We start from the raw sequence: 25,916 nt of genomic DNA, 5'->3' as shown, positions 1-25,916 counted from the left end.
GGGAGGACGGGCCGGGCCCAGGACGTCGGGCACCGGCGCGAGGGCGGCGAGGCGGGAGGCGGAAGTCACATGGTCGGGTTCGAGCCCCTACACGAGGTCGAGTACGAGCAGATGCTGCTCAGCCGGCACGAACTCCTGCACCACCGGCATCACATGCTGGAGCGCAGCGCCTACGTGCTGCTCAGCCGCATCCGCGTCCAAGGTCCGATGTCGATCGGGGAACTGAGCGACGCCTTCGGCCTCGACGCGTCCACCCTCAACCGGCAGACCGCCGCGGCGATGCGCGGCGGCCTCGTGGACCGCATCCCCGACCCCGGCGGGGGCATCGCCCGCAAGTTCCGCATCACCGACAAGGGCGCGCGCATGCTCGACGATGAACGCGAGAGCGTCATCAGCGGCCTGGGCAAGGTCATGGCCGACTGGTCGGACGACGACATCGCCGCGTTCGCGTCCTATCTGAGGCGCTTCAACACCGACATCGAACGCCTCGCCGGACGTCCCTGGCCCCGCCCCTCGGCCTGAGCGCGGATCGTCCCGGTACACCTCCATGCGGCTCACCTGCCGAAAGCAGACACAGTGTCACCGTGTCATTACTATTCGCATTGAAGGTGTTCACCTTCCCCGCGAACGGAGAAGTCCAGTGCGAGTTCACATGGCACGTTCGACCGTCGTCATCAGCGCCCTGCTCGCCGCCCAGGCGGCCCTGCCGGGCGCCGGTGCCCACGCCCGGGAACTCCCCTTGACCGCCGCTGCCCCCGCGGCCGCCCCTCTCCCTCCCAAGGGCATCTACCTGCTCGGCAACTACAACAGCGGCCTGTGCCTGTCGGTCCCCGACCGGCTGGCCGAAGGGGCCAAGACCGCCCAGACGCCCTGCTCCGCCCCCGCCCCTGACCCGAGGTGGACGCTCACTCCCGTGGCGCCGGCCGGCAACTACACCATCACCAACGTGGTCAGCAAGAAGTGCCTCGCCGTCCCCGCTCCTCCCGCCGGAGCGCCCGCGATCCAGCAGACCTGCGGCAACTACGCCTCGCAGGTGTGGACCCTGCTTCCCGAGGGCCCCGGTGGCCGGCTTCGGAACCTGGCCAGCAAGCTGAACCTCTCCGTCGCCGGAGCCAGCCGCGCCCCCGGCGCCCCGGTGATCCAGACGCCTCCCTCCTCCGACCCGAGCCAGGTCTGGACCTTCAGGCCCGCAGCCTGAGGAGCCGGCGCGGCCTCGTGCCTGCAACCGCCCTGCCCCAGTGCCGGCCACCTGGGTGAGGTCGACGCCGCGAGCGCCGGGTCCGGGCACTGGGCGGCGTAGATGGGCCGGCGCCCGGCGGGCAGGATCGCCCGCCGGGCGCCGGAGCACACCCGCGCCAGGCGGACACCTGCTCGCCGGTGGGAGTCATGGCGTCCTCTCAGCGGGTGCGGAGTAGCTGTAGTCGTCCAGCGGGAAGGTGCGGCTGGCGCGGACGGCCTGCGCGGCACTGGTGGGACGCAGGTAGGGCGTGTCGCCATGGTGGTCGTAGTAGTAGCTGTTGGCGGTGGCGCAGTCGCCGGTGGACCAGAGCGATCGGGACAGCCGTTGCCGCATCCGCTCGGTCCAGCGCTCGGTGGGCTCCGGCCTCACCTCCACCGCGGTCGCACCCCTGCGGCGGGCCTCGGCGAGGACGCGGACGATGTGCTCGGAGGTGGTCTCGACGAGCTGGTGCCATGTGCCGCCGACCCAGCCGTACGGGCCGAACATCATGAAGTGGTTCGGCAGGCCGGGGATGCTGACGCCCTCGTACGAGACGAGCCGGTTGCCCGCGTAGAACGTGGCGAGGTCGAACCCGTCCCGGCCGCGCACCGGGGTGCGGCGGAAGTTCTCCGGGTCGCTGGCCAGGCGGAACCCGGTCGCCAGCACGATCGCGTCGACCTCGCGCTCGCGCCCGTCCCCGGTGCGGACGCCGCCGGGGGTGATGCGGTCGATCGGGTCGGTGATGAGCGAGACGTTCGGCCGGTTGAACGTCCGGAGGTAGGTGTTGGACACCGACGGGCGCTTGCAGCCGAGGCCGTATCCGGGGGTGAGCCTGCGCCGGGTGTCGGGGTCCTTGACCTGGGTCCGGTACCAGACCGACCGGGCCAGCCGCGCGGCGCCGTGCGCGACGAACGGCCTGCGCTGGTGCCCGACTACCAGGTCGATGAGCACCAGCTCCACACCGCGGGCGGCCACCCGCCGGACCGCGTCCTGGACGCGCGGGGCGCGCTGGAACAGCCGCCGCAGCGGGCGCGGGACCGCCGCGTCGGGCTTGGGCCCGACCCAGATCGGCGTGCGCTGGTAGACGTCGAGCCGTCCGACCCGCGACGCGATCTCGGGGATGAGCTGGACCGCGCTCGCGCCGGTGCCGACGACCGCGACCCGCTTGCCGGTCAGGTCGTAGTCCGCGTCCCAGCGGGAGGAGCGCAGCAGCGTCCCCTTGAAGCCGTCCACGCCGTCGATGTCGACCGGTTTCGGGTCCACGAACGCCCCGATCGCGCTGACCACGAACCGGGCGGTCACCTCGCCGCCGCCGGCGAGCCGGAGCCGCCACAGGTGCCCGTCCTCGTCCCAGATCCGTGCGGCGACCTCGCTGTTCAGCCGCACGTGCGGGCGGACGCCGTGGCGGTCGGCGAGGCGGTCCACGTACCGCTTGACCTCGGCGCCCGGCGCGAACACCCGGCTCCAGCGCGGGTTGAGCTCGAAACTGAACTGGTACGCCTGCGCGGGCACGTCCACGCCGATCCCGGGATAGGTGTTGTCGCGCCACGTCCCGCCGATGTCCCCGGCCCGTTCCAGAACGACGTAGTCGTCGATGCCGGCCCGCCGCAGCGCGATGCCCATCCCGATCCCGCTCAGCCCCGCACCGATGATCGCGACTTCGGCGTCCGGCGTTCCGGTCATGAGCGGCCTCCCGACCTGTTGGACACAACGTCCAATATTTGCGGTGCGCACCGGACGCCGTCAAGACGTGACGCCGGCCGGGCCGGATCCGCCTCGGTTCCGGGGTCGCGGGCGGCGGCCGGCGGCGCGCCGACCCGGGCGAACGACCGGCGCTCGCCGAGGCATAGGCTGGTGCCTCCCTCCCTTGACCGATGCTCGTCGGGGAGGATCCATGGAGGGCAGGCGCTGGGCGGTGCTGGCGGTCCTGTCGGCCAGCCTTCTGATCATCGCGATGGACGCGACGATCCTGAACGTGGCGTTCCCGTCGCTGGTGGCCGATCTGCGGCCGAGCGCGATCGAGCAGCTGTGGATCGTGGACGCCTACGCGCTGGCGCTGTCCGGGCTGCTGATCACGGCGGGCGCGCTGGGCGACCGCTGGGGCCGCAGGCGGCTGCTGATCGTGGGGTTCGCGGTGTTCGCCGCAGCGTCGCTGCTGGCGACGGTGGCCACCGCTCCATGGCTGGTCATCGCGGCCCGGGCGCTGCTGGGGGTCGGCGGGGCGGCGATCATGCCCTCGACCCTGTCGATCCTGCGGGTGGTGTTCACCGATCCCCGGGAGCGGGCGCTGGCCTTCGGGGTCTGGACGGCGGTGATCGGCGCGGGGATGGCGCTCGGCCCGATGGTGGGCGGGCTGCTGGTGCAGTGGCGCGGCTGGCATGCGGCGTTTCTGGTCAACGTCCCGTTCGCCGCGGTCTCGATCGTGTTCGGACTGTGGCTGCTGCCGGAGTCCCGCCATCCGCGCGAAGGCTCCTGGGACTGGTGGGGCGTGGCGCTGTCACTGGCCGGGATGGTCTCCTTCGTCGCCGGCGTCAAGCTCGTCTTCGGCCACGATCTGGCGACCGGGCTGCTCCTCCTGGGCGCTGGGGCACTGCTGCTGGCGCTGTTCACACGCCGTCAGCTCCGCATCCCGTATCCGCTGCTCCAGGTGCGGCTCTTCGCCGACCGCGCCTTCTCGGTGGCCGCCGCGACGGTGTTCCTGGGCCTCATGGGGCTGGTGGCGGTGCTGTTCCTGTTCAGCCAGTGGTTCCAGTACGTGCACGGCCACCGGCCCTTCAGCGCCGGGGTGATGCTGCTGCCCGCCCCGATCGCCCTGCTGGCGGCCCCGCTGTTCACGACCCGGCTGCTCGACCGGTTCGCGGTCCGCAAGGTGCTGGGCTCGGCCATGTTCGTGGCCGCGGCCGGACTGGCGCTGCCGGGCGCGGCCCTCGTGGCGGGCGGGCTCACCTATCCCTGGATCGCCGCGTGCCTGGCGCTCAACGGCGCCGGACTCGGCGTGGCGGCGACCATCGCGTCGTCCACACTGATGTCGACCTCGCCCGCATCGGAGTCCGGCGGTGCCGCCGCCGTCGACGAGACCGCCTACGAACTCGGCGGGGCCTTCGGCGTGGCCGCGCTCGGCAGCCTGGCCGTCGCCCTCTACCGGGACCGGCTGCCGCCGCTGCCGGTCTCGGCCGCCGACAGCGGCCTGATCCGCGGCTCCATCGGCGAGGCCGCCACCGTGGCCGACCGGCTCGGCGGGACGGCCGGCGGGCGCGTCCTCGCCGCCGCCGGCGACGCGTTCACCTCCGCCACCGGCCTGACCAGTGTCGCGGGGGCCGTCCTCACCGCCATCGCCGGACTCATCGCCTGGCGGCTGCTCCCCGAAGGCTTCCGGCTCCTGGACGATCCGCACTGAGCCCGTCCCGTTCCAAGGCGAGCCCGCGGAATGGGCCTCCACGGACACCTCGCCCCTGGCCGCCGTCCGCCCCCCTTCAGCGCAGGGCGCGGAGCGCGGCGCGGGCCGCGTTGTATCCGCACATGCCGTGGGCTCCGGCCCCGGGCGGCGTGGCCGCCGAGCAGAGGTAGATGCCGGGAGCGCCCGTCGCATAGGGGTCGAAGCCCGGACGGGGGCGGAACACCAACTGCGCTGGGTCATTCGCACCGGTGAGGATGTCCCCGCCGACGTAGTTCGCGTTGTGGCGGGCCATGTCGGTCGCGGAGCGCACGTACGTCGCCTGGATGCGGTCGCGGAAGCCCGGGGCGAACCGTTCGATCTGCGTGATGAGCGCCTCGGTCGCGTCGCCGGTGTAGCCCGCCGGCACGTGCGCGTAGGCGTAGAGCGGGTGCACGTCCCCGGCCGACCTCGTCCCGTCCGCGAGGTACTGCTGTCCGACCAGCACGAAGGGACGCTCGGGCATCCGCCCCGTGTTCACCCGCTTCTCGGCGGCGGCCATCTCCTCGAAACCGCCGCCGAGATGGACGGTCCCGGCGCGCCGGGACGGCTCGTGGGTCCAGGGCACCCCCCCGGCCACCGCGAAGTCGACCTTGAAGGCTCCCGGACCGTGGCGGAACCGCCGGTAGGCGCGCTGGACGCGGCGCGGCATCCGGTGCCCGGCGATCCGCAGAGCCGCTCGGGGCGAGGTGTCGAGCATAACGACGTCGACGCGTCCGAGCTCGTCGACCGACCCCACCGTGCGTCCGGTCTCGAAGGTGACGCCGTGCTCGCGGGCCCGGGCCAGGATCGCGTCGCGGATCGCCGCCGACCCGCCTTCGGCCGCCGGCCACCCGTAGGCGTGCGCCGCCGTCGTGAGCGCCACGCCGATGGCGGACGACATCAGGGTGCCGAACGGGCGGAGGGCGTGGGCCGCCACCCCGCCGAAGAGCGCCCGCGCCTGCGGCGTCCGCCAGCGGTGGGCCAGCACGGCGGCGGGGAGCGCGGCATGCGCGCCGAAGCGGGCCAGGCTCAGCGGATGCCGGGGGACGTGCACCATGGGCCGCAGGAACTCCTCGCTGATGGCGTCGAAGCGCTCGGTGAGCGGACCGAAGACGCCTCGCCATGCCGCCTCGTCCTGGCCGAGCGCGGACGCCGTCTCGTCGACCGACCGCCACAGCGTCGCGCCCCGGCCGCCGTCCAGCGGGTGGGTGAACTCGGCATCGGCCCACCGGTAGGCCAGCCCCGCCCCGGTGAGGTCGAACCGGTCGACGAAGGCGGAGCCGAGCAGCAGCGGGTGGAAGCCGGCGCACTCGTCGTGGGTCAGTCCCGGAAGGGTGAGCTCACCCGATCGGAGCCCGCCGCCGAGGGTGTCCGCCGCCTCGATCACCCTCACCCGCACTCCCCCGGCGGCGAGGGTGAGGGCGGCGGCGAGTCCGTTGGGCCCGCTGCCGACCACGACCGCGCTGGTCACCGGGCCACCGCCTCGGACCGCCCGGTGCGGGCCCCGAACGGCTCGACCGGTTCGTCGAGCGAGAAGACCGCAGTGCAGGAGGGCAACGCATTCCATCCGAGCGGGAAGGCCGGCGAGGCGACCGTCTGGACGAGGACCGTGCGGCCCCCAGCGATGAGGATAGGGGGTCCTGCCGGACGTCCCCGTGCGCACGGGCCGGGCCTCGCGGAGGGGCCGTCAGGTCCGCCATGCTCCGGTGCCGGCGGCGCGGGCTCAGCCGCCGGCGAAGGCGACGATCTCCGCCAGGTCCGGCCGGTAGCCGTCGCCGGTGTCGACGGTCAGGGCGGGGACGTCCAGGGAGATCGGGACGAAGGAGTCGGTCGAGCGCCGTCCGGTACTGATCGCCTCGAGCAGCTCCCGGTCTCCGTGCGCGGCCCGGTGGGCGTCGTCGGCCACGCGCCGGGCGATGCGGTCGTGGGCGACGGCGGCCGGGACCGCGCAGCGGATGACGCGGAGGTCGGCGACCCCGGCGAGGGGTTCCAGGTTCGGACGCCAGAGCCGGTCCTGGTAGGCGGCCTCGGCGACCACGGTCACCCCGGCCTTCAGCAGCGCGGTCAGGACGTCGAAGAAGACCACGAGGGTCGGCCGGTTGAGCGGGTCGTCCCCGGCCGGGTCGAATCCGGGTGCGGCCAGCACCATGCCCTGCTTGATCTCGTCGCGGACGACCGCGGGGCAGCCGAGCGCCTGCGCGAGCCGGTGGGCAAGGGTGGTCTTGCCGGTTCCGGGTGGTCCGCTCACCACGATCAGGGTCGGCTTGGTCATGAGGCAGTGTGGCAGTTCAGGACCGTCGGTGGCGCGTGGCACGATGCTGCTCGTTCGGCGACCGGGGGTGGAGGGTGCGGGTTTGAGGTCGTTGCCGCGGCCTGTGAAGGCGCTGCTGTGGGTGCGGGTCCTCAACCAGCTCGGGGCGTACGCCCTGGCGTTCTTGGCGGTGCTGGCCGGTCCGGACCGGGCGGCGGTGACGCTGGCGGTCTTCGGGGTGGCCGCGCTGATCTCGCGGTGGGCCGGGGGCCTGCTGCTGGATCGGCTGTCGCCCCGGACGTTGATCGCGTCGGGGTTGACCGCCACCGGCGCCGCGCTGCTGGTCCTGGCCGTCGCCCGGACCCCGGCGCAGGTGGTGGTCGCGGTCGCGCTGGTCGGGCTGGCCTTCGAGGTCTACGAACCGGCGTCCCAGGAGCTGCTGGCCCGCCTCACCGAGGGCGACCGGCGCCAGGACGCCTATGCGCTGCTGGGCACGTCCCTGGTCGCGGCGGGTGCGGGCGGAGGACTCCTCGCCGCGATGTTGCTTCCGCTGGGCGTGCGGTGGCTGATGGTCGTGGACGGGGCGACCTGCGTGGTGGCGGCGGTCGTCGCGCTGGCGTTCCTGGGACGGGAGGCCGCCCAGGTGACCGCGGAAGGCCGGGCGCCGGGACGCTGGCGTCCTCCGGTGCTGCTGCTGAGGCTGACGGTGGCGGGCACCGCGTTCGCCTACGGGTACCTGGCCGTCCTGATGTTCATGCCGTTCGTGCTGTTGCAGCGGGGCGCCCCGGCCTGGCTGCCCGGCGTGACCCTGACCGGGTCGGCGCTGCTGGTGCCGCTGGTCGCCCGGCTGGCCCGCAAGCCGGTGACCGCCCTGCCGCACACGGTGGTCCTGGCCGGGGGCACGGCGCTGCTGGGCGTTCTGGTCCTGGCGATGGTGCTCGGCCGCGGTGTCGGGCTCACCGTGGCGTCCTACCTGGCCTGGGTGGCGGTGAACGGCGTGCTGCTCGGCCGGTGGCAGGCGATGATCGCCGACATCGCGCCGGCGGCCGACCGGCCCCGCTGGTTCGCCTTCCACGGCTCGTCCTGGGGCATCGCCCAGCCCGCCGTCCCCGCCGTCGCGGCCCTGGCCGCCGGCGTCGCCGGAGGCACCGGTGCCGCCGCGTTCGCGACCGCCGCCGTGGCCTTCCTGACCGTGCCCCTCCTGCTGGTCACCGTCCCCCGGGCCGTCTCCTCCGAGTGATCAGCCGGACGGCGCCGCCGCCTGGCCGGACGGCACAGGAGCTGATCGGAGGCGAGCAGGCGGCGGTCGCGGGACCGGACCCGCGACCGGCCGCACCCACAGGCGGAGCGCGGCTCGCCGCCGGTCAGCCCAGCGAGGAGACGGCTCCGAGGACGACCGCCAGCGCGGCGACCGCCGCGAAGAGGGCCGCTGATCAGCGCCCGGCGGCGGTCTGGAGGCCCGCTTGGCGAGAACGGGGCGTGGAGGGTGGCCGCCATTGACCGAGTATCGACTGCCTTCGGGTACTCCCTGACGAGATGCTACGACGACAGTTGAGGGAGACGTGCCGATGACAGCGCCGACGATGGACTGGACGACCGACGAGCTCGCCAGGATCGAGAACACCGACGAGCTGGAGATCGCGCCGATGCGGGGCGACGGCTCGCTGCGGCACCCGACGACGATCTGGGTCGTCCGTGCAGGCGACGACCTGTACGTCCGGTCCGCGAACGGGACGGACGGCGCCTGGTACCGCGGCGCCCAGGAGCGCCACGAGGGCCGTATCGAGGCGGGCGGCGTCGGCAAGGAGGTCACCTTCGTCAACGCCGACGGCGACGCCGATCTCAACGACCGGCTCGACGCGGAGTACCGCACCAAGTACCGGGGGTACGACCCGCGCTACGTCGATCCGATGACCACTCCCGAAACGCGCGCGGCGACGCTCCGGCTCGTGCCGCTCCGGTAGGGCGTTCCACACCCCGCGACAAGATCATGTGATCCGGGTACCGTGATCGCGTGCGCTTCCGCCCCTTCCCCAAACTCGGTGAACACCCGCCCGCGCACGCGCCGGGCGGGACCTACAGGGCGCTGGAGAAGATCCACGGCGCGCAGTTGGTGCTCGGCCTGCCGGCCGGGGGCGACCGGCGCGGCGGCCTGCGCGTCGGGAAGCGGAAGGCGTGGCTGGGGGACGACGAGCCGTTCTTCGGCTGGCAGTTGCTCCGCGTCGAACTGGCCGAGGCCGCGCACGAGATGCGGCGGCAGGTCGGCCCGGAGTCGCTCGGCGGGAGGGATCTGGTCGCCTACTGCGAGCTGTTCGGCGGCGGCTACCCGCACCCGGACGTGCCCGCCCGGCGGGTGCACGCCCCCGTGCAGACCGGGGTCTGGTACTCCCCCGGCGCGCACGTCGCCGCCTTCGCGATCCTGCTCGCCGAGCCCGGAGCGGCGGACGGTGAGCTGCTGGCCCCGTCGGAGACGGCCGGGATCGCCGCGCGCTCGGGGCTCCTGAGCCCGCCGGTCGTCGGCACCGGCACGCGGGCCGCGATGTCGGCGCTGCCGGTACGGCGTCCGACGGCGGTCCCGGCGGCGCTCGGCCTGCCGCCGGTCGAGGGCAACATCGCCGAGGGCCACGTCCTGTGGCCGGACAGGCGCAGCACTTTGTCCTCGCTCGCCGCCTCCAAGTACAAGATCCCGGAGATGGCCGAGAGCCGGTTCGACGAGTCGGCGCCGCACGATCCCGGCCGGGTCATGGCGGCGCCGGGCCTGCTCGGGCTGGTGCCGTCGCTGGTGAACCCCGCCAGGATCGCCAGCGCCGCCTCCAAGACCGGCCGTCATGATCGTGCGGCCCTGCTGGAGGAGGTGGTGCTGGACGTCCTCGCCGACCTGGAGTCCGCGCTGCCCGCCACGATCAAGGCGCTGCGCCCCGAGGAGCTCGACGCGCTGATCCGCCGCATCGACGCCCAGGCCCTCACCGTCGACCAGGGCTGAAATCGACTTGGCCGAAGTGGTGGCCCCGGGGAGACTGGCGCGGTGATCTCTTCATCAGCGCAGGTCGGTGACGTCGGCTTCTGGGGTCCGCACGTCGCCGGGATCCTGGAACGGCACGGCCTGCCGGACGCCGCGCCGGTGGCGGGCTTCAACCCGACCTATCCGACGTTCCTCTGCGGGGACGTCGTGGTGAAGCTGTTCGGCGGCTCGCCGAACTGGTGTGAGGCGCACAGCGCCGAGCGAGCGGCGCTGGACCGGCTCTCCACCGAGCCGGAGATCCTCACGCCCGGCCTGCTGGGCTGGGGGAGCCTGTCCGGCGAGTCGTGGCCCTACCTGATCAGCGGGCTGGTCCCGGGCGTCGCCTGGCATCACGCCGGGCTCTCCGCGCCGGAGCGGCTCTCGGCCGCCGCCGAGCTCGGCGGGCAGGTCCGGCGCGTGCACGCGCTGCCCCCGCCGGACGGCCTGCCGCGCCCGGACCTGCGCGGCCTCGACCTGACGGCGGCCCTGGTGCGAAGCTCGCTTTCGCCGCACCTCGTCGCACAGGCGGACGACTTCGTCGAAGGGATCGGGATCGGCGTTCCCGTCTTCGTCCACGCCGACCTGGTCGCCGCCCATGCGTTCGTGCGGGACGGCCGGCTGACCGGCGTCATCGACTGGGGCGACGCGGTGGCGGCCGACCCCTATCTGGAACTGGCCCAGATCCACCGCGACACCTTCGACTGCGACAAGGCGCTGCTGCGGGCCTTCCTGGACGCCTACAACTGGCCGGACGACGCCGGCTTCCCCCGCCGTGCGCTGGCGTTCGCCCTCTTCCGGCAGGCCCACGGGCTGACCCAGCACCACTCGATCGACGTCTTCGTGCCTGTCGCGGCCCGCTTCCCGCTCCAGGACATCGCCACGCTCGACGACCTGGCGACCGAACTCTTTGGCGTCTGAGCCCCTCGGGTCGCGCGTTCCCGTCGAGGCGCGGCCGTCGGCGGGGACCGCGCAGCCGGTGTCCCCACGCCCCGGGATGCCGTTAGAGTCGTGGACTGGTGAGCCGGGAAGTCTGGTCGGCGTGTCCCTACCCGACCGACTCCGAAAGACGGCGACACGCCGATGGCGAGCCCCCTCACCGCCCTCGCGGACCCCCCTTTCCCTGCCGTGCCGTTCGCCGGCGGCATGCGCGCGGGCCGGGCCGGCGTGCGCGGGACGGGTCCGGCCGGCGGCGCCCCGCCCGTCCCCTCCGACCGGGAGACTCCTTGACCGCCGCGTTCGCTGTCGCCATCTTCGTCGTCGCCTACATCCTCATCGCGTCCGAGCGGATACCGCGGACCGCCGTCGCGCTGGGCGGCGCCGCGCTGATGATGCTGCTGCACATCACCGACGCGCGGAAGGCGTTCTTCTCCGAGGAGACCGGCGTCGACTGGAACGTCGTCTTCCTGCTGCTCGGCATGATGGTGATCGTCTCGGTGCTGCGGCAGACCGGGGTCTTCGAGTACGCGGCGATCTGGGCCGCCAAGCGCGCCCGCGGCAGGCCCTACCGGCTGATGGTCATGCTGGTGGCCATCACCGCGCTGGCGTCGGCGCTGCTGGACAACGTCACCACCGTGCTGCTGATCGCCCCGGTCACGTTCCTGGTCTGCGAACGCCTGAACCTCAAGGTCGTGCCGTTCCTGATCGCCGAGGTGATGGCGTCCAACATCGGCGGCACCGCCACCCTGGTCGGCGACCCGCCCAACATCATCATCGCCGGCCGGGGCGGCCTGACGTTCAACGACTTCCTGGTCCACCTCGCGCCGCTGATCGTGCTGCTGATGGTGGTGTTCTGCGCGCTGTGCCGGTGGCTGTTCCGCTCGGCGTTCGACTACGATCCGCGCCGCGTCGCCGAGGTGATGGCGCTCGACGAGCGCGCGGCCATCACCGACCGGCGGCTGCTGTGGCAGGGCCTCGGCGTGCTCGGCGTCGTGGTGGCCGCGTTCGTGCTGCACCCGGTGCTGCACTACGAGCCCTCCGTCGTGGCGCTGCTCGGCGCCGGGCTGCTGGTCGCCGCCACCAAGGTCACCACCGAGGACGCGCTGCGCGAGGTCGAGTGGCCCACCCTGGTGTTCTTCGCCGGGCTGTTCGTCATGGTCGGCGGCCTGGTCGAGACCGGCGTCATCGGCGGCATCTCGCGGGCCGCCGCGGACGCCACCGAGGGCAGGCCCGGCTTCGCCGCCATGCTGCTGCTCGGCGCGTCCGCCGGGCTGTCGGCGATCGTGGACAACATCCCCTACGTCGCCACGATGAGCCCCATCGTCGCCGACCTGGTCCACCAGCAGGGCGCGGGCGGCGGCCACGTCCTGTGGTGGGCCCTGGCGCTCGGCGCCGACCTCGGCGGCAACGCCACCGCCGTCGGCGCCAGCGCGAACGTCGTCGTCCTCGGCATCGCCGCCCGCAACGGCCACCCCATCAGCTTCTGGCACTTCACCAAGTACGGCCTCGTCGTCACCGTGGTCACCGTCGCCCTGTGCGTCCCCTACCTGTGGCTGCGCTACCTGTGAGCCCGGACGGCGACTGGGCACCTCGTCTCAGGGCCTTTCCCTCGATCACGAGAAATGCTCACCCTAAGTAGATTATTGATTGCTGTGCGTAATTTTTGGGTAAGTGTGCGGCAGAGCTCTCACGGTGGGAGCCGACGCATCTCACACGATCGGGAACCCTCGCCATGAACGTGACATGGACGTCCGCCCTCGCTTCCGGCGCCCTCCTGGCCTGCGGCGCGGTCCTGGCCGCCGCCCCCGCCCAGGCGGCCCCACTCCGCCCGGACATCTCCGCCGGCACCTGCCATGAGGGATCGGTCCTCTATTTCCAAGTGGGGTCGAAGGGATATCGCGAGTTCAAGTGCATCAACGGCAGGACGCAGGCGACCGGCCGGTACCTTCCGACTTCCAGTGTCGGCACCGGGCTGCCTTGCAGTCCTGAAGGCGCAGGGGCGATCAAGCCCGCTCCGGGGATCAGTTTCAGGGCCTGGGTGTGCGAGCAGGGCACGTGGGCGCCCAAGTCGTGACCCCGAGGACCGCCCACCCTCCCCGCGACCGGTCCGCGCGGACCGGTCACCGGTTCGGATTCGCCTGCGGGGTTGTCAGTCGAATGACAAAGCGCGGGGCCCGAGACGAACAATAACGACAAGAGCGGCGCGAACGGCATTACTACGATGAGCGCCCGAGGGTACGTTGCCCGCGCAACCTCCGGAGTGGACGGCCGCATCCGCGATCGTCCGCTCACCGTGCCCCCGCCTCGTCGTCCAGAATGAAGGGTCGGGCATGTCGATCGCGCCTGTTTCCAAGTCCGAGCTGGAGCTGTTCCTGGAGCTCGAGCCGACGGTCGAGAGGGAAGTGAACCGGCACGTCTCGATGGCCGAGGAATGGTTCCCGCACCAGTACGTCCCGTACAGCGAGGGCCGTACCTACTCGGGCGTCATCGACGGCGAGGACTGGGAGCCCGGCGACTCGAAGGTGTCGCCGGAGTCCCGGGAGGCGCTGCTGGTCAACCTGCTGACCGAGGACAACCTGCCGGGGTACCACTTCGCGCTGCGGAGCGTGTTCGGGCAGGACGGCGCGTACGGCTACTGGACCAACCGGTGGACCGCCGAGGAGAACAAGCACGGCATCGTGATCCGCGACTACCTGACGGTGACGCGGGCCATCGACCCCGTCGCGCTGGAGCGCGCCCGGATGAAGCACCTCCAGGTCGGCTACGCGATGCCGCACGGCCAGGACATGCTGCGCGGCGCCACCTACGTCGCCTTCCAGGAGCTGGCGACCCGGGTCTCGCACCGCAACACCGGCAAGGCGTCCGGCGATCCGCTGTGCGAGCGGATGATGGCGCGGGTCGCCAAGGACGAGAACCTGCACATGATCTTCTACCGCAACTTCATCGGCGCCGCGTTCGAGGTGGACCCGAGCCGGGCCGTCCGCGCCGTCGCCGACGTGGTGACCACGTTCGAGATGCCGGGCAACACCATCGACGGGTTCATGCGCAAGTCCGTCGCGATCGCCAACGCCGGCATCTACGACCTGCGGCTGCACCACGACGAGGTGCTCCAGCCCATCCTGCGCACGTGGGGCGTCTTCGAGCTCACCGGCCTGGACGCCGAGGCCGAGCAGGCGCGCGAGAGGCTCGCCGCGTTCCTGGACGGCCTCGGCCGGGCCGCGGCCAAGTTCGAGGAGCGCCGCGCCGAACGCCTCGCCCGCAAGGCCGCCAGGCAGGGCTGACCGGCAGGGCTGACCGGGCCGGTCGCGGGACGGCCGGTCCGGGTGGCGGTGCCGCGGCCGTTTCGTGAGGTCCGGGCATCCTTCGGTAGCGTCGCGGTCATGCGGCTTCATGTGGGATGCGCGATGTGGACGCACGCGCCATGGCAGGGGCGCTACCTGCCCCATCCGCTCCCTCCCCGGGAGCGCCTGCGGTCCTATGCGACCTGGTGCAACGCGGTCGAGGGGAACACGACCTTCTACGCGACGCCGGCCAGGAGCGCGGTGGAGTCGTGGGCGGCGCAGACCGCGTCCGACTTTCGGTTCGTGGTCAAGCTGCCCAAGACGATCACGCATGAGCGGCGCCTGGGAGACGTCGGGGAGGAGCTCGGGGCGTTCCTGGCGGCGATCGAGCCGCTCGGGCCGCGGGCCGGCGCGCTCTGGGTGCAGCTCCCCGGCTCGTTCGGGCCGGGCGACCTCGGGGTGCTGGCGGGCTTCCTCCGGCGGCTCCCCCGGTCGTACCGGTACGCCGTCGAGGTCCGCCATCGGGCGTTCTTCGACGACGCCCGGTCGGAGCGGCTCCTCGAGCGGGTGCTCGGCGGCGCGGGCGCCGAGTGGGTCCCGTTCGACACCACCACCCTCTTCCAGAGCCCTCCGACCACCGACGCCGAGCGGGACGCGTGGACGAAGAAGCCGCGGGTGCCGCGCCGGTCGCTCGCGCTCACCGACCGGCCGATCGTCCGCTATCTCGGCCGGGACGACACCGCGCGCACGGTCGAGGGGTGGCGGCACTGGGCCGGCACGGTCGCCGAATGGCTGCGCGAGGGCCGTTCACCGACCGTTTTCATCCATACCCCCGACAATGCCGAGGCCCTGGCGCTCGCCCGCCGCTTTCACGACGACGTGCGGGCGCTGGTGCCCGGGATCGACCCGCTACCGGAGCCGGAGCCGACCGAGCCGCCGACGCTCTTCTGACCACGCGCCGGGCGGCCTGCCATTCAGCGGGCCATTCACGGCGGCTGGAAATGCGCCGACCACGGAACGGCCCGGACGGAGCAGGCGCGGGCGGAACAGCCGGGCTGGAACGGCCACGGGTGGAACGGTAGGTCAGCCTTCGACCCAGCCGTGCTTCTTGGCGACGGCGAGGATCTCCGTGCGGAGCCGGACGATCTGGGCGGCGGTCAGCTCGGGACCCGCCTCGAGCATGAGTTCGGTAAACTCCTGCCTGAACTCGGAGGCGGAGAGCACGTCGCACATGCCGTCGTCGAGCGGCGGGACACCGGGGACGACGTCCTTGTCGACCTCACGCGCGGCGGCCGGCTCGCCCGCCGGCTCCTTGTTCGACACGTGCACGGCGAACGCCTTCAGCCCGCGGCTGCTCTCGGTCACCTCGAACTCGACCGGGGTTCCCGGGGCGAACAAGGATTTATCGTCACAGAGTTCATTGGCGTGAACGAATACATCGTCGCCATCACCTTCCTGCACGATGAACCCATAACCGCGGACATCATCGAACCGGAGAATTCTTCCCAACCGCATACCAAAGAACCTCTCATGCCACACAACCACTCCAGAATGATCCGCTATCGTATACAAGGAACTGACGCCCCGGCAAGCCGGCCCGAAAAGCCGGAGCCTTCCGTTCAATCCCGGTGATCTCGGCATCCTGGCGGGCTCTTTCCCCTACCTCCATACCGGGCCACTCGCAGCGCTCGGCCTCTCGACCGGCGGAACGGCGTCCACGCCCTATTTCTGCGGCCCGGCGGCGAGCATCCACATCGGCGCGCGCCGTCCTGCGGGGCCGGGTCAGCCTCCCAGCTCGCGCAGGGCGTCCCGGGCGCGCCGCTCGTCCTCGGGACGGTCGAGTTCGCCGAACGCGTCGGCGCACCACTCGAGCTGCGTACGGGCGTCCTGGACGCGGCCGAGCGCGCGGTAGCTGCCGGCGAGGCGCATGCGGCAGGCGGCTTCGGCGGCGACGGCCTCCTGCGAGGTGAAGAGCGTCGCGGCGCGGTGCAGGCGTTCGGCGGCCCGCTCGTGCTCCCCGAGCCCTTGGTGGGCGCAGCCCCACTGCTCGTGGAAGTAGGCGGTGCCGAGGGTGTGCCCGATGCTCTCGGTCAGCCGCAGGCCCTCCTCGCACAGCGGCGGTAGCCGGTCGTAGCGGCCCGCCGCCAGTAGCGCGCGCACCAGGGAGTAGAGCGCGACCCCCTGGTAGGCCGGTTCCTCCAGGGTGCGGGCGGTGGCGAAGGCGTCCTCGCCCGCCTCGACGGCCTCGGCGTGCCGGCCCGCCTGGCTGAGGACCAGGCCGAGGACGCGGAGGCTGCCGAACGCCACATGCGCGTCGCCCGTCTCGCGGGCGATCTCCAGGGCGGCGGCGGCGTCGCGTTCGGCGGTGTCGAGCCGGCCAAGGACCTGGGCGCTGTAGGCGCGCAGGCTGAGGGCACGGGCCAGGTTGCGGCGACTCTGCACCGAGTCGGACGGACCGGAGCGAAGCGAGGACCGCCCGACGACCTGACGGGGGTCTGGGGGGCGCCCCCCAGGAGAGCCCGAGTCGGACGGACCGGAGCGAAGCGAGGACCGCCCGACGACCTGACGGGGGTCTGGGGGGCGCCCCCCAGGAGAGCCCGAGTCGGACGGACCGGAGCGAAGCGAGGACCGCCCGACGACCCGACGGGGGTCTGGGGGGCGCCCCCCAGGAGAATCGGAGTCGGACGGACCGGAGCGAAGCGAGGACCGCCCGACGACCCGACGGGAGTCTGGGGGGCGCCCCCCAGATGAGCCCGAGTCGGACGGGGACCAGTCGGTGATGCACTCGTCGATCATCGGTAGCGCGGTGGCGGGGCGGCCGCGGTCGGCGGCGATGACCTGGGCGGCCCGGAGCCGGGCGTAGGCGGCGGCGTCGGTGTCGCCCTCGCGGGCGGCGGACGCCATGACCGCGCGCCAGAGGTGCTCGGCCTCCCGGTGGTGGTGCTGGAGGTGCAGGTGCGAGGCCATCCGCGTGACCAGGCCGGTGGCCAGGCGGAACCGGCCGGCGGCGCACGCGGTCTCGACGATGGTGCGGAGGTTGGCCAGCTCGCTGTCGAGCCACGCGGCCGGGTCGGGCGCGATGAGCCGCGCGACCAGGTCGTCGACGATCACCGAGCGGGGCTCCAACCGCTCGGGCGCGGGGAAGTACGGGTCGCGAGGGATGAGGGCGTCGGCGGCGTCGACGAGTTCGAGCCATCCGGCCGTCAGCCGCTCCAGCGCGGGCTCGGCCTGCGCGTCCTCGGCGAGCCGCTCGCCCGCGTAGTCGCGCAGCAGGTCGTGCAGCCGGTAGCGGGGCTGCCCGGTCCGGTCGACGCCGGCGGCGACGAGCAGGCTGCGGTCGACGAGGCCGTCGACGATGTCGGCGGCGGGCCGCTCGGCGAGAAGGATCTCGACGACCCAGGGCGCGACGTCGTGCGGCCCGGCCAGCGCCAGCATCCGGAAGGTGCGGCGGGACCGCGCGTCCAGGGCCCGGTAGCTGGCCTCGATGTGGGCCCGCACCGCGGTCGTCCCGGCGACCAGGTGGTCGAGCCGGCGGCCCTCCTCCAGCAGCAGCCCGGCCATGTGCGCCAGCGGCCAGGCGGGACGGGCGGCCAGCCGCGCCCCCACCATCCGCAGCGCCAGCGGGAACCCGTCGCACGCGGCGACCACCTGGCCGGCCGCGGCCCGGTCGGCCTCGACCCGGGACCGGCCGATGATCCGGCCGAGCATGCGCAGGCCCTCGGCGGGCGGGAGCCGTTCCAGGTCGGTCAGGTGGGCGCCGTCCACACTGGGGGACCGGATCCGGCTGGTGATGATGATCGTGCAGCCCGGGGTGCCGGGCAGCAGGGGCCGCACCTGGTCGGGCGAGGCCGCGTCGTCGGCGACGACGAGGATCCTCCTGCCCGCCAGCCGCGAGCGATACAGCGCGGCGCGCTCGTCGAGGCTGTCGGGGATGTCTGCGGGGGCGACGCCGATGGCGCGCAGGACCTCGTTGAGGACGGCGGCGGGATCGCGCGGCGACGAGGACGCCCCGGCGAGCTGCACGTAGAACTGGCCGTCGGGATAGGAGCCGGCGACGGCGTGCGCGACGTGCAGGGCGAGCGTCGTCTTGCCCAGGCCGGGCGCGCCGCTGATGTGCGCGATCGGCGGGGCGGCGGCGCCGGGACGGGCCAGCAGGTCCCGGAGCCGCGCGCCCTCTGTGCCGCGTCCGGTGAAGTCGCGGAGGTCGGGCGGGAGCTGCCGGGCCAGCGGCGGCGCGGCGGCCCGCACCGCCGTTTCCGCCGCGGAATGCGGCGGCGGCCCGGGCCGTTCGGCCAATTCGGCGTCGTCGACTTTGACGCGGTGCCACATCCGCTGCAAATCCGGCCCGGGTTCGGTCCCGGTCTCCTGGACGAGAATGTCGCGCGCGTCGTCGTAGGTCTTCAGCGCCTCGGCCTTGTTCCCCGAGCGGTACAGGCTCAGCATGAGCCGCGTCCACAGATGCTCGTTGAGGGGTTCGTCGGTCAGCCACGAACGGATCTCGGAGACCAGGCCGCGGGCGCCGCCGAGGCCGAGCCGGAGGTCGGCGAGCGCCTCGCGCGCGGCCCGGCGTTCGTCCAGCAGGCCCGCGGCGACGCCCGACAGGGCGGGGGTCGCGGGGAGGTCCGCCAGCGGCGGGTCCCCCCACGTCCCGAGTGCGCGCCCGTACATCTCGGCCGCGAGCTCGCGGTCGCCCCGGCCGCCCGCCTCCTGCGCCTGGCGGGCCAGGTCGCGGAAGGTCAGCAGGTCGAGGGCGTCGCCGTCGAGGAGCCGCAGCCGGTAGCCGCCGTGGCCGCGCGGCAGCCGGTCGTGGGTGAGGATCCGGCGCACCCCGCTGACGCATGTCTTGACCGCGCCGGTGCCGTCGGGGGCCGCCTCGGGGTGCCAGAGCAGCTCCTTGATCCGCTCGGTGCCGAGCGGGCCGTCCATCTTGAGCGCCAGAACGCAGATCGCCGCGCGGATCAGCGGTTGCGAGACCGTGATGGGCGTCCCTTCGTCGGTGTGCGTTTCCAATCGCCCGAGAACCCGTAACTCCACTGCTCTCCCCCTTGAGCCGCCCGTGCTCTGATCATTCCGAAATCGCGCGGGAGGGGAAGGGGATCGGGAAGCGCGCGAGACCGGATGTGGCCATTGGTCAGGGAGAGTCAAGACGCACTTTGCCCACTACCTGCATGATCATCGCCGGGGCGGCGCGGGCGGGGCGCCGGGCGGGGGCCGCCGGTGCGCCGCGCGGGCCGCGCGCTGACCTTGCGCTCACCTTCGGCCCCTAGCGTCGGCGGCACCACCGGCATCGCGTCCACCGTGGGCCGGTCCCTTCGTGAGAGGTGAGGATGACCACGACGCTCCCCCCGTCCATGGGCGACTTCGGCCGCACCCGCTTCGAGCTCGACCCGGCGTTCGGGCGGCTGCGGCGTGACGGACCGGTCGCCCGGGTCCGGCTCCCGGACGGGGGGCTCGGCTGGCTGGTGACGGGCTGGGAGGAGGCCCGGCGGGTGCTGGCCGACCCGGCCTTCAGCCGGGAGCTGGCGGTCGGCCGGTCGACCGGGGCGCAGCGCCGCGAGACGTTCATCACCGACATCGACCCGCCCGAGCACACCCGCGTCCGCCGCAAGGCCGTGCGGGCGTTCACGCACCGCCGGGTGCAGCTGCTGCGCCCCCGGGTCGAGGAGATCGTCGACGAGCTGCTCACCGCGATGATCGAGGCGGGGCCGCCGGCCGACCTGGCCGCGGCGTTCTCGCTGCCGCTCCCGGTGACGGTCATCTGCGAGCTGCTCGGCGTCCCGGCGGAGGACCGGATGCGGTTCCAGGGCTGGTCGGACGCGTTCCTGTCGGTCAGCGCGTACACCCCCGAGGAGGTCCGGACCGCGCACGCCGCGCTGGACGCCTATCTGACCGCGCTCATCGAGGAGCGCCGCGCCGCACCCGCGGACGACCTGCTGTCGGCGCTGGTGCACGTCCGCGACGAGGAGGGCGGGCTCACCGAGGACGAGCTGGTCAACCTCGGGGTGGGGCTGCTGATCGCGGGCTACGAGACCACCGCGAGCCAGATCACCAACCTCACCTACACGCTGCTCACGCGCGAGGAGCACTGGCGGCGGCTGCGCGCCGACCCCGGTCTGGTGCCGACCGCGCTGGAGGAGCTGCTCCGCTTCGTCCCGCTCGGCTCCGACACCGGCATGCCGCGGATCGCGGCCCGCGACGTGGAGCTCGGCGGCATGGTGATCGGCGCGGGCGACACCGTCCTGGTCGCCAGGCCCGCGGCCAACCGCGACGAGAAGGTCTTCGACGACCCCGAGACCCTCGTCCTGGACCGCACCGACAACCCGCACCTGGCGTTCGGGCACGGCATCCACCACTGCCTGGGCGCGCACCTGGCCCGCCTCGAACTCCAGACGGCGATCGGCGCGGTCCTGCGCCGCCTGCCCACCCTGCGGCTGGCGGTGCCGCCGGACGAGTTGCGCTGGAAGACCGGACTGAGCGTCCGCGGGCTGAACGAGCTGCCGGTGACCTGGACCCGCGAGAACGCATGAACGCGTCCGTCCCGGTCCACCGGCCGCCGCCGCTGTGGGCGGGCCGGCGGCGGGCCCTCTTCACCGAGGCCAACGCGGCGCGGATACAGAACTACCTGCTCGGAGGCAAGGACAACTACGCGGTCGACCGCGACCTCGCCGAGCGGATCCTCGCGGTCCAGCCGCACTGGGCCAACGCGGCGCGGGCCGGCCGGGCGTTCACCGACCGGGCCGTGCGGGCGCTGCTCGCCCGGGGCGTCCGCCAGTTCATCGACGTCGGCTGCGGCCTGCCCCTGCTGGAGAGCGCCGAGCACGGGATCGCGACGCGTCACGCCCCGTCCGCGCGCGTCGTGTACGTCGACCACGACCCGATGGTGCTCGCGCACGCGCGGGCGCTGCTGTCCCAGGACGCCGAGGTCGCGGTCATCGACGCCGATCTGCGCAGGAGGGGCGCGCTGCTCGGCGGCGCCTTCGGCTGCGGCCTGCTCGACGAGCGCGAGCCGATCGCGGTGCTGCTCACCTCGGTCCTGCACTTCCTCACCGAGGCCGACCGGCCGCACGACCTCCTCGCCGAGATCCGGGACGTGGTCGCCCCGGGCAGCGCGCTGGTGATCTCGCACGCCACGGCCGACTTCTCCCCCGAGCCGTCGCGCGAGGCGGCCCGGCTGTTCAGCGAGGCGTCCTCCTGCCCGCTGGTCCTGCGCGGCGAGCAGGAGATCGGACGCTACTTCGGCGACTTCGAGCTGGCCGATCCCGGGCTGGTGCCGACCACCCTGTGGCGCCCGAAGGGGCCGGCCAGAGGCGCGCACCAGGCGCTGATGTACGCGGGCGTGGGCATCCGGGCGTCCTGACGGACGGAGCCGGACCCCTTCGCCCCGGGGCGGGAGGACGCGCCGGCGGCGGACCGGACGCGCGGCCCCGGGGTTGCGGGCGCCAGGGCGGGCGGTTAGGTTCGCCGGGCCGTCCAGCCTCCGGAGACACCATGTCGCTTCGCATCACCCCGCTGATCGACCCGGAGCGGGCCCTGTCCTGGCACCGACTGGCGTGGCTGGCCTCCGCGTCCGGCGGGGCCCCGGCGGGGGCGGCGTTCCTGCGGCTGTTCACCACGCCCGGCCAGCGGCACCTGGCCGAGCTCCAGCTCGACGTCCATGCGGCCGAACGGCGCGCCGGGGTGGGTTCAGGACTCCTGGAGCGGGCGGTGACGGCCGCCCGCGACGACGGCCGCCGCTGCGTCATCGCGCAGGCGGACCCGGGCTCCCCAGGGCAGGGGTTCCTGGCGGCCCGCGGGTTCCGCGAAGTCCTGACGCTGGTCCACTCCCGGCTGCCGCTGGCCGAGGCCGATCCCGCCGCCCTCACCGCGATCGCCGGCCGCCCGCACGCCGGCTACCGGCTGACCGAGTGGGACGGCACGGTCCCGGACGATCGTGCCGCCGCCTTCGCCGCCTCCCGCTCCGCCATGGACGACATGCCGGTGGGCGACACCGACTACGGCACCGTGGACTGGGACGTCGACCGCGTCCGCGCCGCCGGGGAGGCCATCGCCCGGCGCGGGGACCTGCTGCACACCATCGCCGTCGTCGACGAGTCCGACGGCGCCCTCGCCGGGTTCACCGAGCTGGTCGTCCCCGGGAACGGGACGGGCGACGGCCAGCACTACGGCACGGGCGTCCTCCCGGGGCACCGCGGCCGTGGCCTCGGCCTCTGGATGAAGGCCGCGTCGATCCTGCACGCCCGCCGCAGGCATCCGCGCCTGAGCGGGCTGCTGACCGACACCGCCGAGGAGAACGCACCCATGCTGGCCATCAACGGCGCCCTTGGCTACGTCCTGACGCACACCGTCGTCCAGTACCAGCTCGACCTCTAATCCGGGTCCCGGGTCAGGGGACGTCGACCCAGTCGAGGGTTCGGGTCACCGCCTTCTTCCAGCCGGCGTAACCGGTGGTGCGCTGCTCCTCGGTCCAGGTGGGCTCCCAGCGCTTGTCCTCGTTCCAGTTCCGCCGCAGTTCGTCGGTCGACGTCCAGAAACCGACGGCGAGGCCGGCGGCGTAGGCGGCGCCGAGCGCGGTGGTCTCGGCGACCACCGGCTTGGACACCGGAACACCCAGGATGTCGGCCTGCATCTGCATGCACAACTCGTTGGCCGTGACCCCGCCATCCACCCGCAGCACATCCAACGCCACCCCCGAATCCTCCCGCATCGCCTCCACAACATCCCGCGACTGGTAACAGATCGCCTCCAACGTCGCACGCGCGACATGCGCATTGGTGTTGAAACGCGACAACCCGACAATCGCGCCCCGCGCATCCGACCGCCAGTACGGAGCGAACAACCCCGAAAAAGCCGGCACGAAATACACACCCCCGTTGTCGGCGACCTGCGCCGCCAACGACTCGCTCTGCGCGGCACCCGAAATGATCCCGAGCTGATCACGCAGCCACTGCACCGCCGACCCCGTCACCGCGATCGACCCCTCCAACGCATACACCGGCGCCTGATCACCAAACTGATAACAGACCGTCGTCAACAGGCCGCTCTTGGAACGCACCAGCTCCGTACCCGTGTTGAGGAGGAGGAAGTTGCCGGTGCCGTAGGTGTTCTTGGCCTCTCCCGGCGAAAAGCACACCTGCCCCACCGTCGCCGCCTGCTGATCCCCCAAGATCCCGCTCAACGCCACCTCACCCCGCAACGGACCATCGGACCTCGTGACGCCATACAGCTCCGAGGTCGAAGACGGCCTGATCTCCGGGAGCATCCGGCGCGGGATACCGAAGAACGACAGCAACTCGTCGTCCCAGTCCAAGGTCTCCAGATCCATCAGCATCGTGCGGCTGGCATTGGTCGGATCGGTGACGTGCACCCCGCCGTCGGTCCCGCCGGTCAGGTTCCACAACACCCAGGTGTCCATGTTCCCGAACACCGCCTCACCGCTCTCGGCGGCCTCCCGCACCCCCTCGACATTCTCCAGAATCCACTGGATCTTCCCCCCGGAGAAATACGTCGCGGGCGGGAGCCCGGCCTTCCGGCGGATGACGTCGCCGCGGCCGTCGCGGTCGAGTTCAGCCGCGATGCCGTCGGTACGGGTGTCCTGCCACACGATCGCGTTGTAATACGGACGCCCAGTAACCCGATTCCACACCAGAGTGGTCTCACGCTGATTAGTGACCCCAAGCGCCACGAGATCAGAATGGCCCAGATTCGCCTTGTTCAGCGCAGTCTCGATCACCGCGCGGGTCCGCTCCCAGATCTCGGTGGGGTTGTGCTCGACCCACCCCGCCCGCGGCAGAACCTGCTCATGCTCCAACTGATGCCGCGCCACCTCGTTCCCGCCATGATCGAAGATCATGAACCGGGTGCTCGTGGTGCCCTGATCGATCGCGCCGACGAAATCGGCCATGCGTGTCACCTCGTCCTCTCGGGCGTGCGGTCAGGCGGTCTTGAGGTCGGCCGCGGGCTCGGTCCCGGGCTTGGCGGGGACGGCGTCGCCGGGCTCCTCGTCCGGCAGCCAGCGGCCGATGAGCGCCTGGTAGAGCCCGGCGCCGAGCACGCCGCCGACCAGCGGGCCAAGGATCGGCACCCAGAAGTACAGATCGCCGTACTGGTCCCGCCACGCGCCACCGTAACCGGTGAAGAACGAGGCCAGCCGGGGCCCGAAGTCGCGCGCCGGGTTGATCGCGTAGCCCGCGTCGGTGCCCCAGGCCATCCCGATCGCCACCACGGTCAGCCCGATGAACAGCGGCGCCAGGTTCGCCGCGGGCGGGGAGTTGCGCAGGTCGGTGAGGGCCAGGACCAGGAAGAGCAGGATCGCGGTGCCGATCACCTGGTCGCGGAAGGCGCCCCAGGTGTGCACCGGCAGCTCACCATTGCCCGGCAGGGTCGAGAACACGCCCTGCGTCTTCACGGTATGGCCCGGGTCGACCTTGGCCAGCACCTCGGTGTAGTTCCACCGCACCAACAGCGCCGCAACGAACGCCCCCAGCGTCTGCGCCAGCATGAACGGCGCCACCTTGCGCCAGGAGAAGCCCTTGAACACCGCGAGCGCGAACGTGACCGCCGGGTTGAGGTGCGCCCCGCTGATCCGTCCCGCCACGTAGACGCCGAGGGTGACGCCGAGGCCCCACCCCCAGGCGATGCTGTCGTGGTCGCCGATGTCCCCCGCCGCGACCTGCGCCACGACGCCCACACCGAACAGGATCAGGATCATCGTCCCGGCGAATTCGGCGGCCAGTTCGGCCGCCGGCCCGGGGATCTTCCGTCGCTCCGTCACGCTTCCTCCTCGAGGGGTGGTGTCCGACGCGCGCGCCGGGGGCCCGCCGCGAGCCAGACGTGACCCACCTCACGGCTGCCCCGGACGGTAAATCGCCACAGAACGCCGGTCAAGGAACAAGTGCCGACAATGTCGAATGGTGGTTCGTGTGGGCAGAAGGTAGTACCCTCCACCGCTGTGTCCCCCCTCACACTCGGCCGCGCCGGGCCGCGCGGACAGGAGCGTTCGCCGCCCAGAAGCCGACATTGTCGAACCGATGTCGGCGTGGTTACCCTGACCGGCGTGCCTGGACCAGTGCAGTCGATCGAACGGGCCGCCGCCATCCTGCGGCTGCTCGCCCGCGGCTCGGGCCGGCTCGGGGTCGGCGAGATCGCCGGTTCGCTCGGCCTGGCGCGCGGCACCGCGCACGGCATCCTGCGCACGCTCCAGCGGGTCGGCTTCGTCGAGCAGGACGCGGCCACCGGCAAATACCAGCTCGGCGCGGCGCTGCTGCACCTCGGCACCAGCTACCTCGACGTCAACGAGCTGCGCTCCCGGGCGATCAACTGGGCCGACGCGCTCGCCGCGCGCAGCGGCGAGGCGGTCCGGATCGGCACCCCCCTCGACGGCCAGGTCCTGGTCGTCCACCACGTGTTCCGGCCGGACGACACGTTGCAGACCCTCGACGTCGGCACCCTCATGCCGCTGCACGCCACCGCGCTCGGCAAGGTGCTGCTCGCCTACGACGCCGGCGCCGTCGCCGAGCTGATCCCGTTCAGCCGCCGTACGATCACCTCGCCGCGGGCGCTCGCCCGCGCGCTGGCCGAGGTCCGGGAGACCGGATGGGCCGCCGAGGTGGAGGAGTTCACCGTCGGCGAGGCCGGCCTGGCCGCGCCGATCCGCGGCTACGGCGGGCTGGTCGTCGGGGCCATGGGCGTCTCGGGCGCCGTCGAGCGCCTGTGCGACGCGCAGGGCCGGCCCCGTTCACAACTCATGACCTACGTGCGCGACGCCGCGCGCGCGGTCTCCCGCGACCTCGGAGCCTCCCGTTGGTGAGGCCCGC

Annotated in this window: 22 protein-coding genes; 15 read left to right on the top strand and 7 right to left on the bottom strand. The window is 72.8% G+C overall.

Annotation, left to right across the window (positions count from 1 at the left end; genetic code table 11):
- Positions 1–69 precede the first annotated feature (69 nt).
- Complete coding sequence (locus tag OHA34_RS37355) at positions 70–522, top strand: MarR family winged helix-turn-helix transcriptional regulator (protein ID WP_285936565.1); 453 nt, start codon at positions 70–72, stop codon at positions 520–522.
- Between the two features lie 130 nt (positions 523–652).
- Positions 653–1,198: an RICIN domain-containing protein gene (locus OHA34_RS37350; protein WP_329520230.1), complete on the top strand. Its 546-nt coding sequence runs from the start codon at positions 653–655 to the stop codon at positions 1,196–1,198.
- Positions 1,199–1,384: 186 nt separating this feature from the next.
- On the opposite strand, the gene OHA34_RS37345 is transcribed toward OHA34_RS37350, so the two are convergent.
- The gene (locus OHA34_RS37345) at positions 1,385–2,902 is read right to left on the bottom strand and encodes a flavin-containing monooxygenase (RefSeq protein ID WP_329520229.1); all 1,518 of its coding nucleotides are present in this window, start codon (positions 2,900–2,902) and stop codon (positions 1,385–1,387) included.
- A 211-nt stretch (positions 2,903–3,113) separates the two neighbouring features.
- Between OHA34_RS37345 and OHA34_RS37340 the strand changes: the two genes are divergently transcribed.
- Positions 3,114–4,616 (top strand): MFS transporter, encoded by a 1,503-nt coding sequence (locus tag OHA34_RS37340; RefSeq protein WP_329520228.1) that lies wholly within the window; start codon positions 3,114–3,116, stop codon positions 4,614–4,616.
- A gap of 76 nt (positions 4,617–4,692) precedes the next feature.
- Here OHA34_RS37340 and OHA34_RS37335 read toward each other — a convergent pair whose 3' ends face one another.
- On the bottom strand, positions 4,693–6,105 hold the full coding sequence (locus OHA34_RS37335) for a phytoene desaturase family protein (RefSeq protein WP_329520227.1): 1,413 nt from the start codon (positions 6,103–6,105) through the stop codon (positions 4,693–4,695).
- A 252-nt stretch (positions 6,106–6,357) separates the two neighbouring features.
- A complete protein-coding gene (locus tag OHA34_RS37330) occupies positions 6,358–6,906 on the bottom strand; it encodes an AAA family ATPase (protein WP_329520226.1) in 549 nt (182 codons plus the stop codon).
- Positions 6,907–6,988: 82 nt separating this feature from the next.
- Here OHA34_RS37330 and OHA34_RS37325 point away from each other — a divergent pair, with 82 nt between their 5' ends.
- The 7 genes from OHA34_RS37325 to OHA34_RS37295 all read left to right on the top strand — a co-directional run bounded on the left by OHA34_RS37325 (position 6,989) and on the right by OHA34_RS37295 (position 15,054).
- Positions 6,989–8,125: an MFS transporter gene (locus OHA34_RS37325; RefSeq protein WP_329520225.1), complete on the top strand. Its 1,137-nt coding sequence runs from the start codon at positions 6,989–6,991 to the stop codon at positions 8,123–8,125.
- A 328-nt stretch (positions 8,126–8,453) separates the two neighbouring features.
- Positions 8,454–8,849 carry a DUF2255 family protein gene (locus OHA34_RS37320; RefSeq protein ID WP_329520224.1) on the top strand — a complete coding sequence of 132 codons (396 nt, stop codon included), beginning with the start codon at positions 8,454–8,456 and terminating at the stop codon, positions 8,847–8,849.
- Positions 8,850–8,899: 50 nt separating this feature from the next.
- Positions 8,900–9,868: an RNA ligase family protein gene (locus OHA34_RS37315; protein WP_329520223.1), complete on the top strand. Its 969-nt coding sequence runs from the start codon at positions 8,900–8,902 to the stop codon at positions 9,866–9,868.
- Positions 9,869–9,910: 42 nt separating this feature from the next.
- Entirely contained in the window at positions 9,911–10,804 is an 894-nt protein-coding gene (locus tag OHA34_RS37310) for a phosphotransferase family protein (protein WP_329520222.1), read from the top strand.
- A 305-nt stretch (positions 10,805–11,109) separates the two neighbouring features.
- Positions 11,110–12,390, top strand: coding sequence for an ArsB/NhaD family transporter (locus tag OHA34_RS37305; RefSeq protein WP_329520221.1), 1,281 nt, complete (start codon positions 11,110–11,112; stop codon positions 12,388–12,390).
- Between the two features lie 762 nt (positions 12,391–13,152).
- Positions 13,153–14,103 (top strand): acyl-ACP desaturase, encoded by a 951-nt coding sequence (locus OHA34_RS37300; RefSeq protein WP_285936583.1) that lies wholly within the window; start codon positions 13,153–13,155, stop codon positions 14,101–14,103.
- 99 nt (positions 14,104–14,202) lie between these two features.
- Complete coding sequence (locus tag OHA34_RS37295) at positions 14,203–15,054, top strand: DUF72 domain-containing protein (protein WP_329520220.1); 852 nt, start codon at positions 14,203–14,205, stop codon at positions 15,052–15,054.
- A gap of 132 nt (positions 15,055–15,186) precedes the next feature.
- Here the strand turns inward: OHA34_RS37295 and OHA34_RS37290 are convergent, their stop codons facing one another.
- The gene (locus tag OHA34_RS37290; protein WP_329520219.1) at positions 15,187–15,618 is read right to left on the bottom strand and encodes a cold-shock protein; all 432 of its coding nucleotides are present in this window, start codon (positions 15,616–15,618) and stop codon (positions 15,187–15,189) included.
- Between OHA34_RS37290 and OHA34_RS37285 the strand changes: the two genes are divergently transcribed.
- Positions 15,529–15,735, top strand: coding sequence for a hypothetical protein (locus OHA34_RS37285; RefSeq protein WP_329522492.1), 207 nt, complete (start codon positions 15,529–15,531; stop codon positions 15,733–15,735). The genes OHA34_RS37290 and OHA34_RS37285 overlap by 90 nt on opposite strands.
- A 150-nt stretch (positions 15,736–15,885) precedes the next feature.
- On the opposite strand, the gene OHA34_RS37280 is transcribed toward OHA34_RS37285, so the two are convergent.
- Complete coding sequence (locus OHA34_RS37280; protein ID WP_329520218.1) at positions 15,886–19,113, bottom strand: AfsR/SARP family transcriptional regulator; 3,228 nt, start codon at positions 19,111–19,113, stop codon at positions 15,886–15,888.
- Positions 19,114–19,430: 317 nt separating this feature from the next.
- Here OHA34_RS37280 and OHA34_RS37275 point away from each other — a divergent pair, with 317 nt between their 5' ends.
- The 3 genes from OHA34_RS37275 (at position 19,431) to OHA34_RS37265 (ending at position 22,473) form a co-directional block, all read left to right on the top strand.
- Positions 19,431–20,630, top strand: a complete 1,200-nt coding sequence (locus OHA34_RS37275; RefSeq protein WP_329520217.1) for a cytochrome P450 — start codon at positions 19,431–19,433, stop codon at positions 20,628–20,630.
- Positions 20,627–21,460, top strand: coding sequence for an SAM-dependent methyltransferase (locus tag OHA34_RS37270; RefSeq protein WP_285936589.1), 834 nt, complete (start codon positions 20,627–20,629; stop codon positions 21,458–21,460). The genes OHA34_RS37275 and OHA34_RS37270 overlap by 4 nt, the downstream gene beginning before the upstream one ends.
- A gap of 131 nt (positions 21,461–21,591) precedes the next feature.
- A complete protein-coding gene (locus OHA34_RS37265; RefSeq protein WP_329520216.1) occupies positions 21,592–22,473 on the top strand; it encodes a GNAT family N-acetyltransferase in 882 nt (293 codons plus the stop codon).
- Between the two features lie 13 nt (positions 22,474–22,486).
- Here the strand turns inward: OHA34_RS37265 and glpK are convergent, their stop codons facing one another.
- Entirely contained in the window at positions 22,487–24,004 is a 1,518-nt protein-coding gene (gene glpK, locus OHA34_RS37260; protein WP_329520215.1) for a glycerol kinase GlpK, read from the bottom strand.
- Between the two features lie 30 nt (positions 24,005–24,034).
- Positions 24,035–24,874 carry an MIP/aquaporin family protein gene (locus OHA34_RS37255; RefSeq protein ID WP_329520214.1) on the bottom strand — a complete coding sequence of 280 codons (840 nt, stop codon included), beginning with the start codon at positions 24,872–24,874 and terminating at the stop codon, positions 24,035–24,037.
- A gap of 282 nt (positions 24,875–25,156) precedes the next feature.
- Here OHA34_RS37255 and OHA34_RS37250 point away from each other — a divergent pair, with 282 nt between their 5' ends.
- Entirely contained in the window at positions 25,157–25,909 is a 753-nt protein-coding gene (locus OHA34_RS37250; RefSeq protein ID WP_285936593.1) for an IclR family transcriptional regulator, read from the top strand.
- Positions 25,910–25,916: the final 7 nt, after the last annotated feature.

It is taken from the genome of Spirillospora sp. NBC_01491 (genome assembly GCF_036227065.1).
Taxonomy (GTDB): Bacteria; Actinomycetota; Actinomycetes; order Streptosporangiales; family Streptosporangiaceae; genus Spirillospora; species Spirillospora xylanilytica.
Note: the sequence above shows the minus strand (reverse complement) of the source record. Positions and strands in the feature narration are given on the sequence as shown.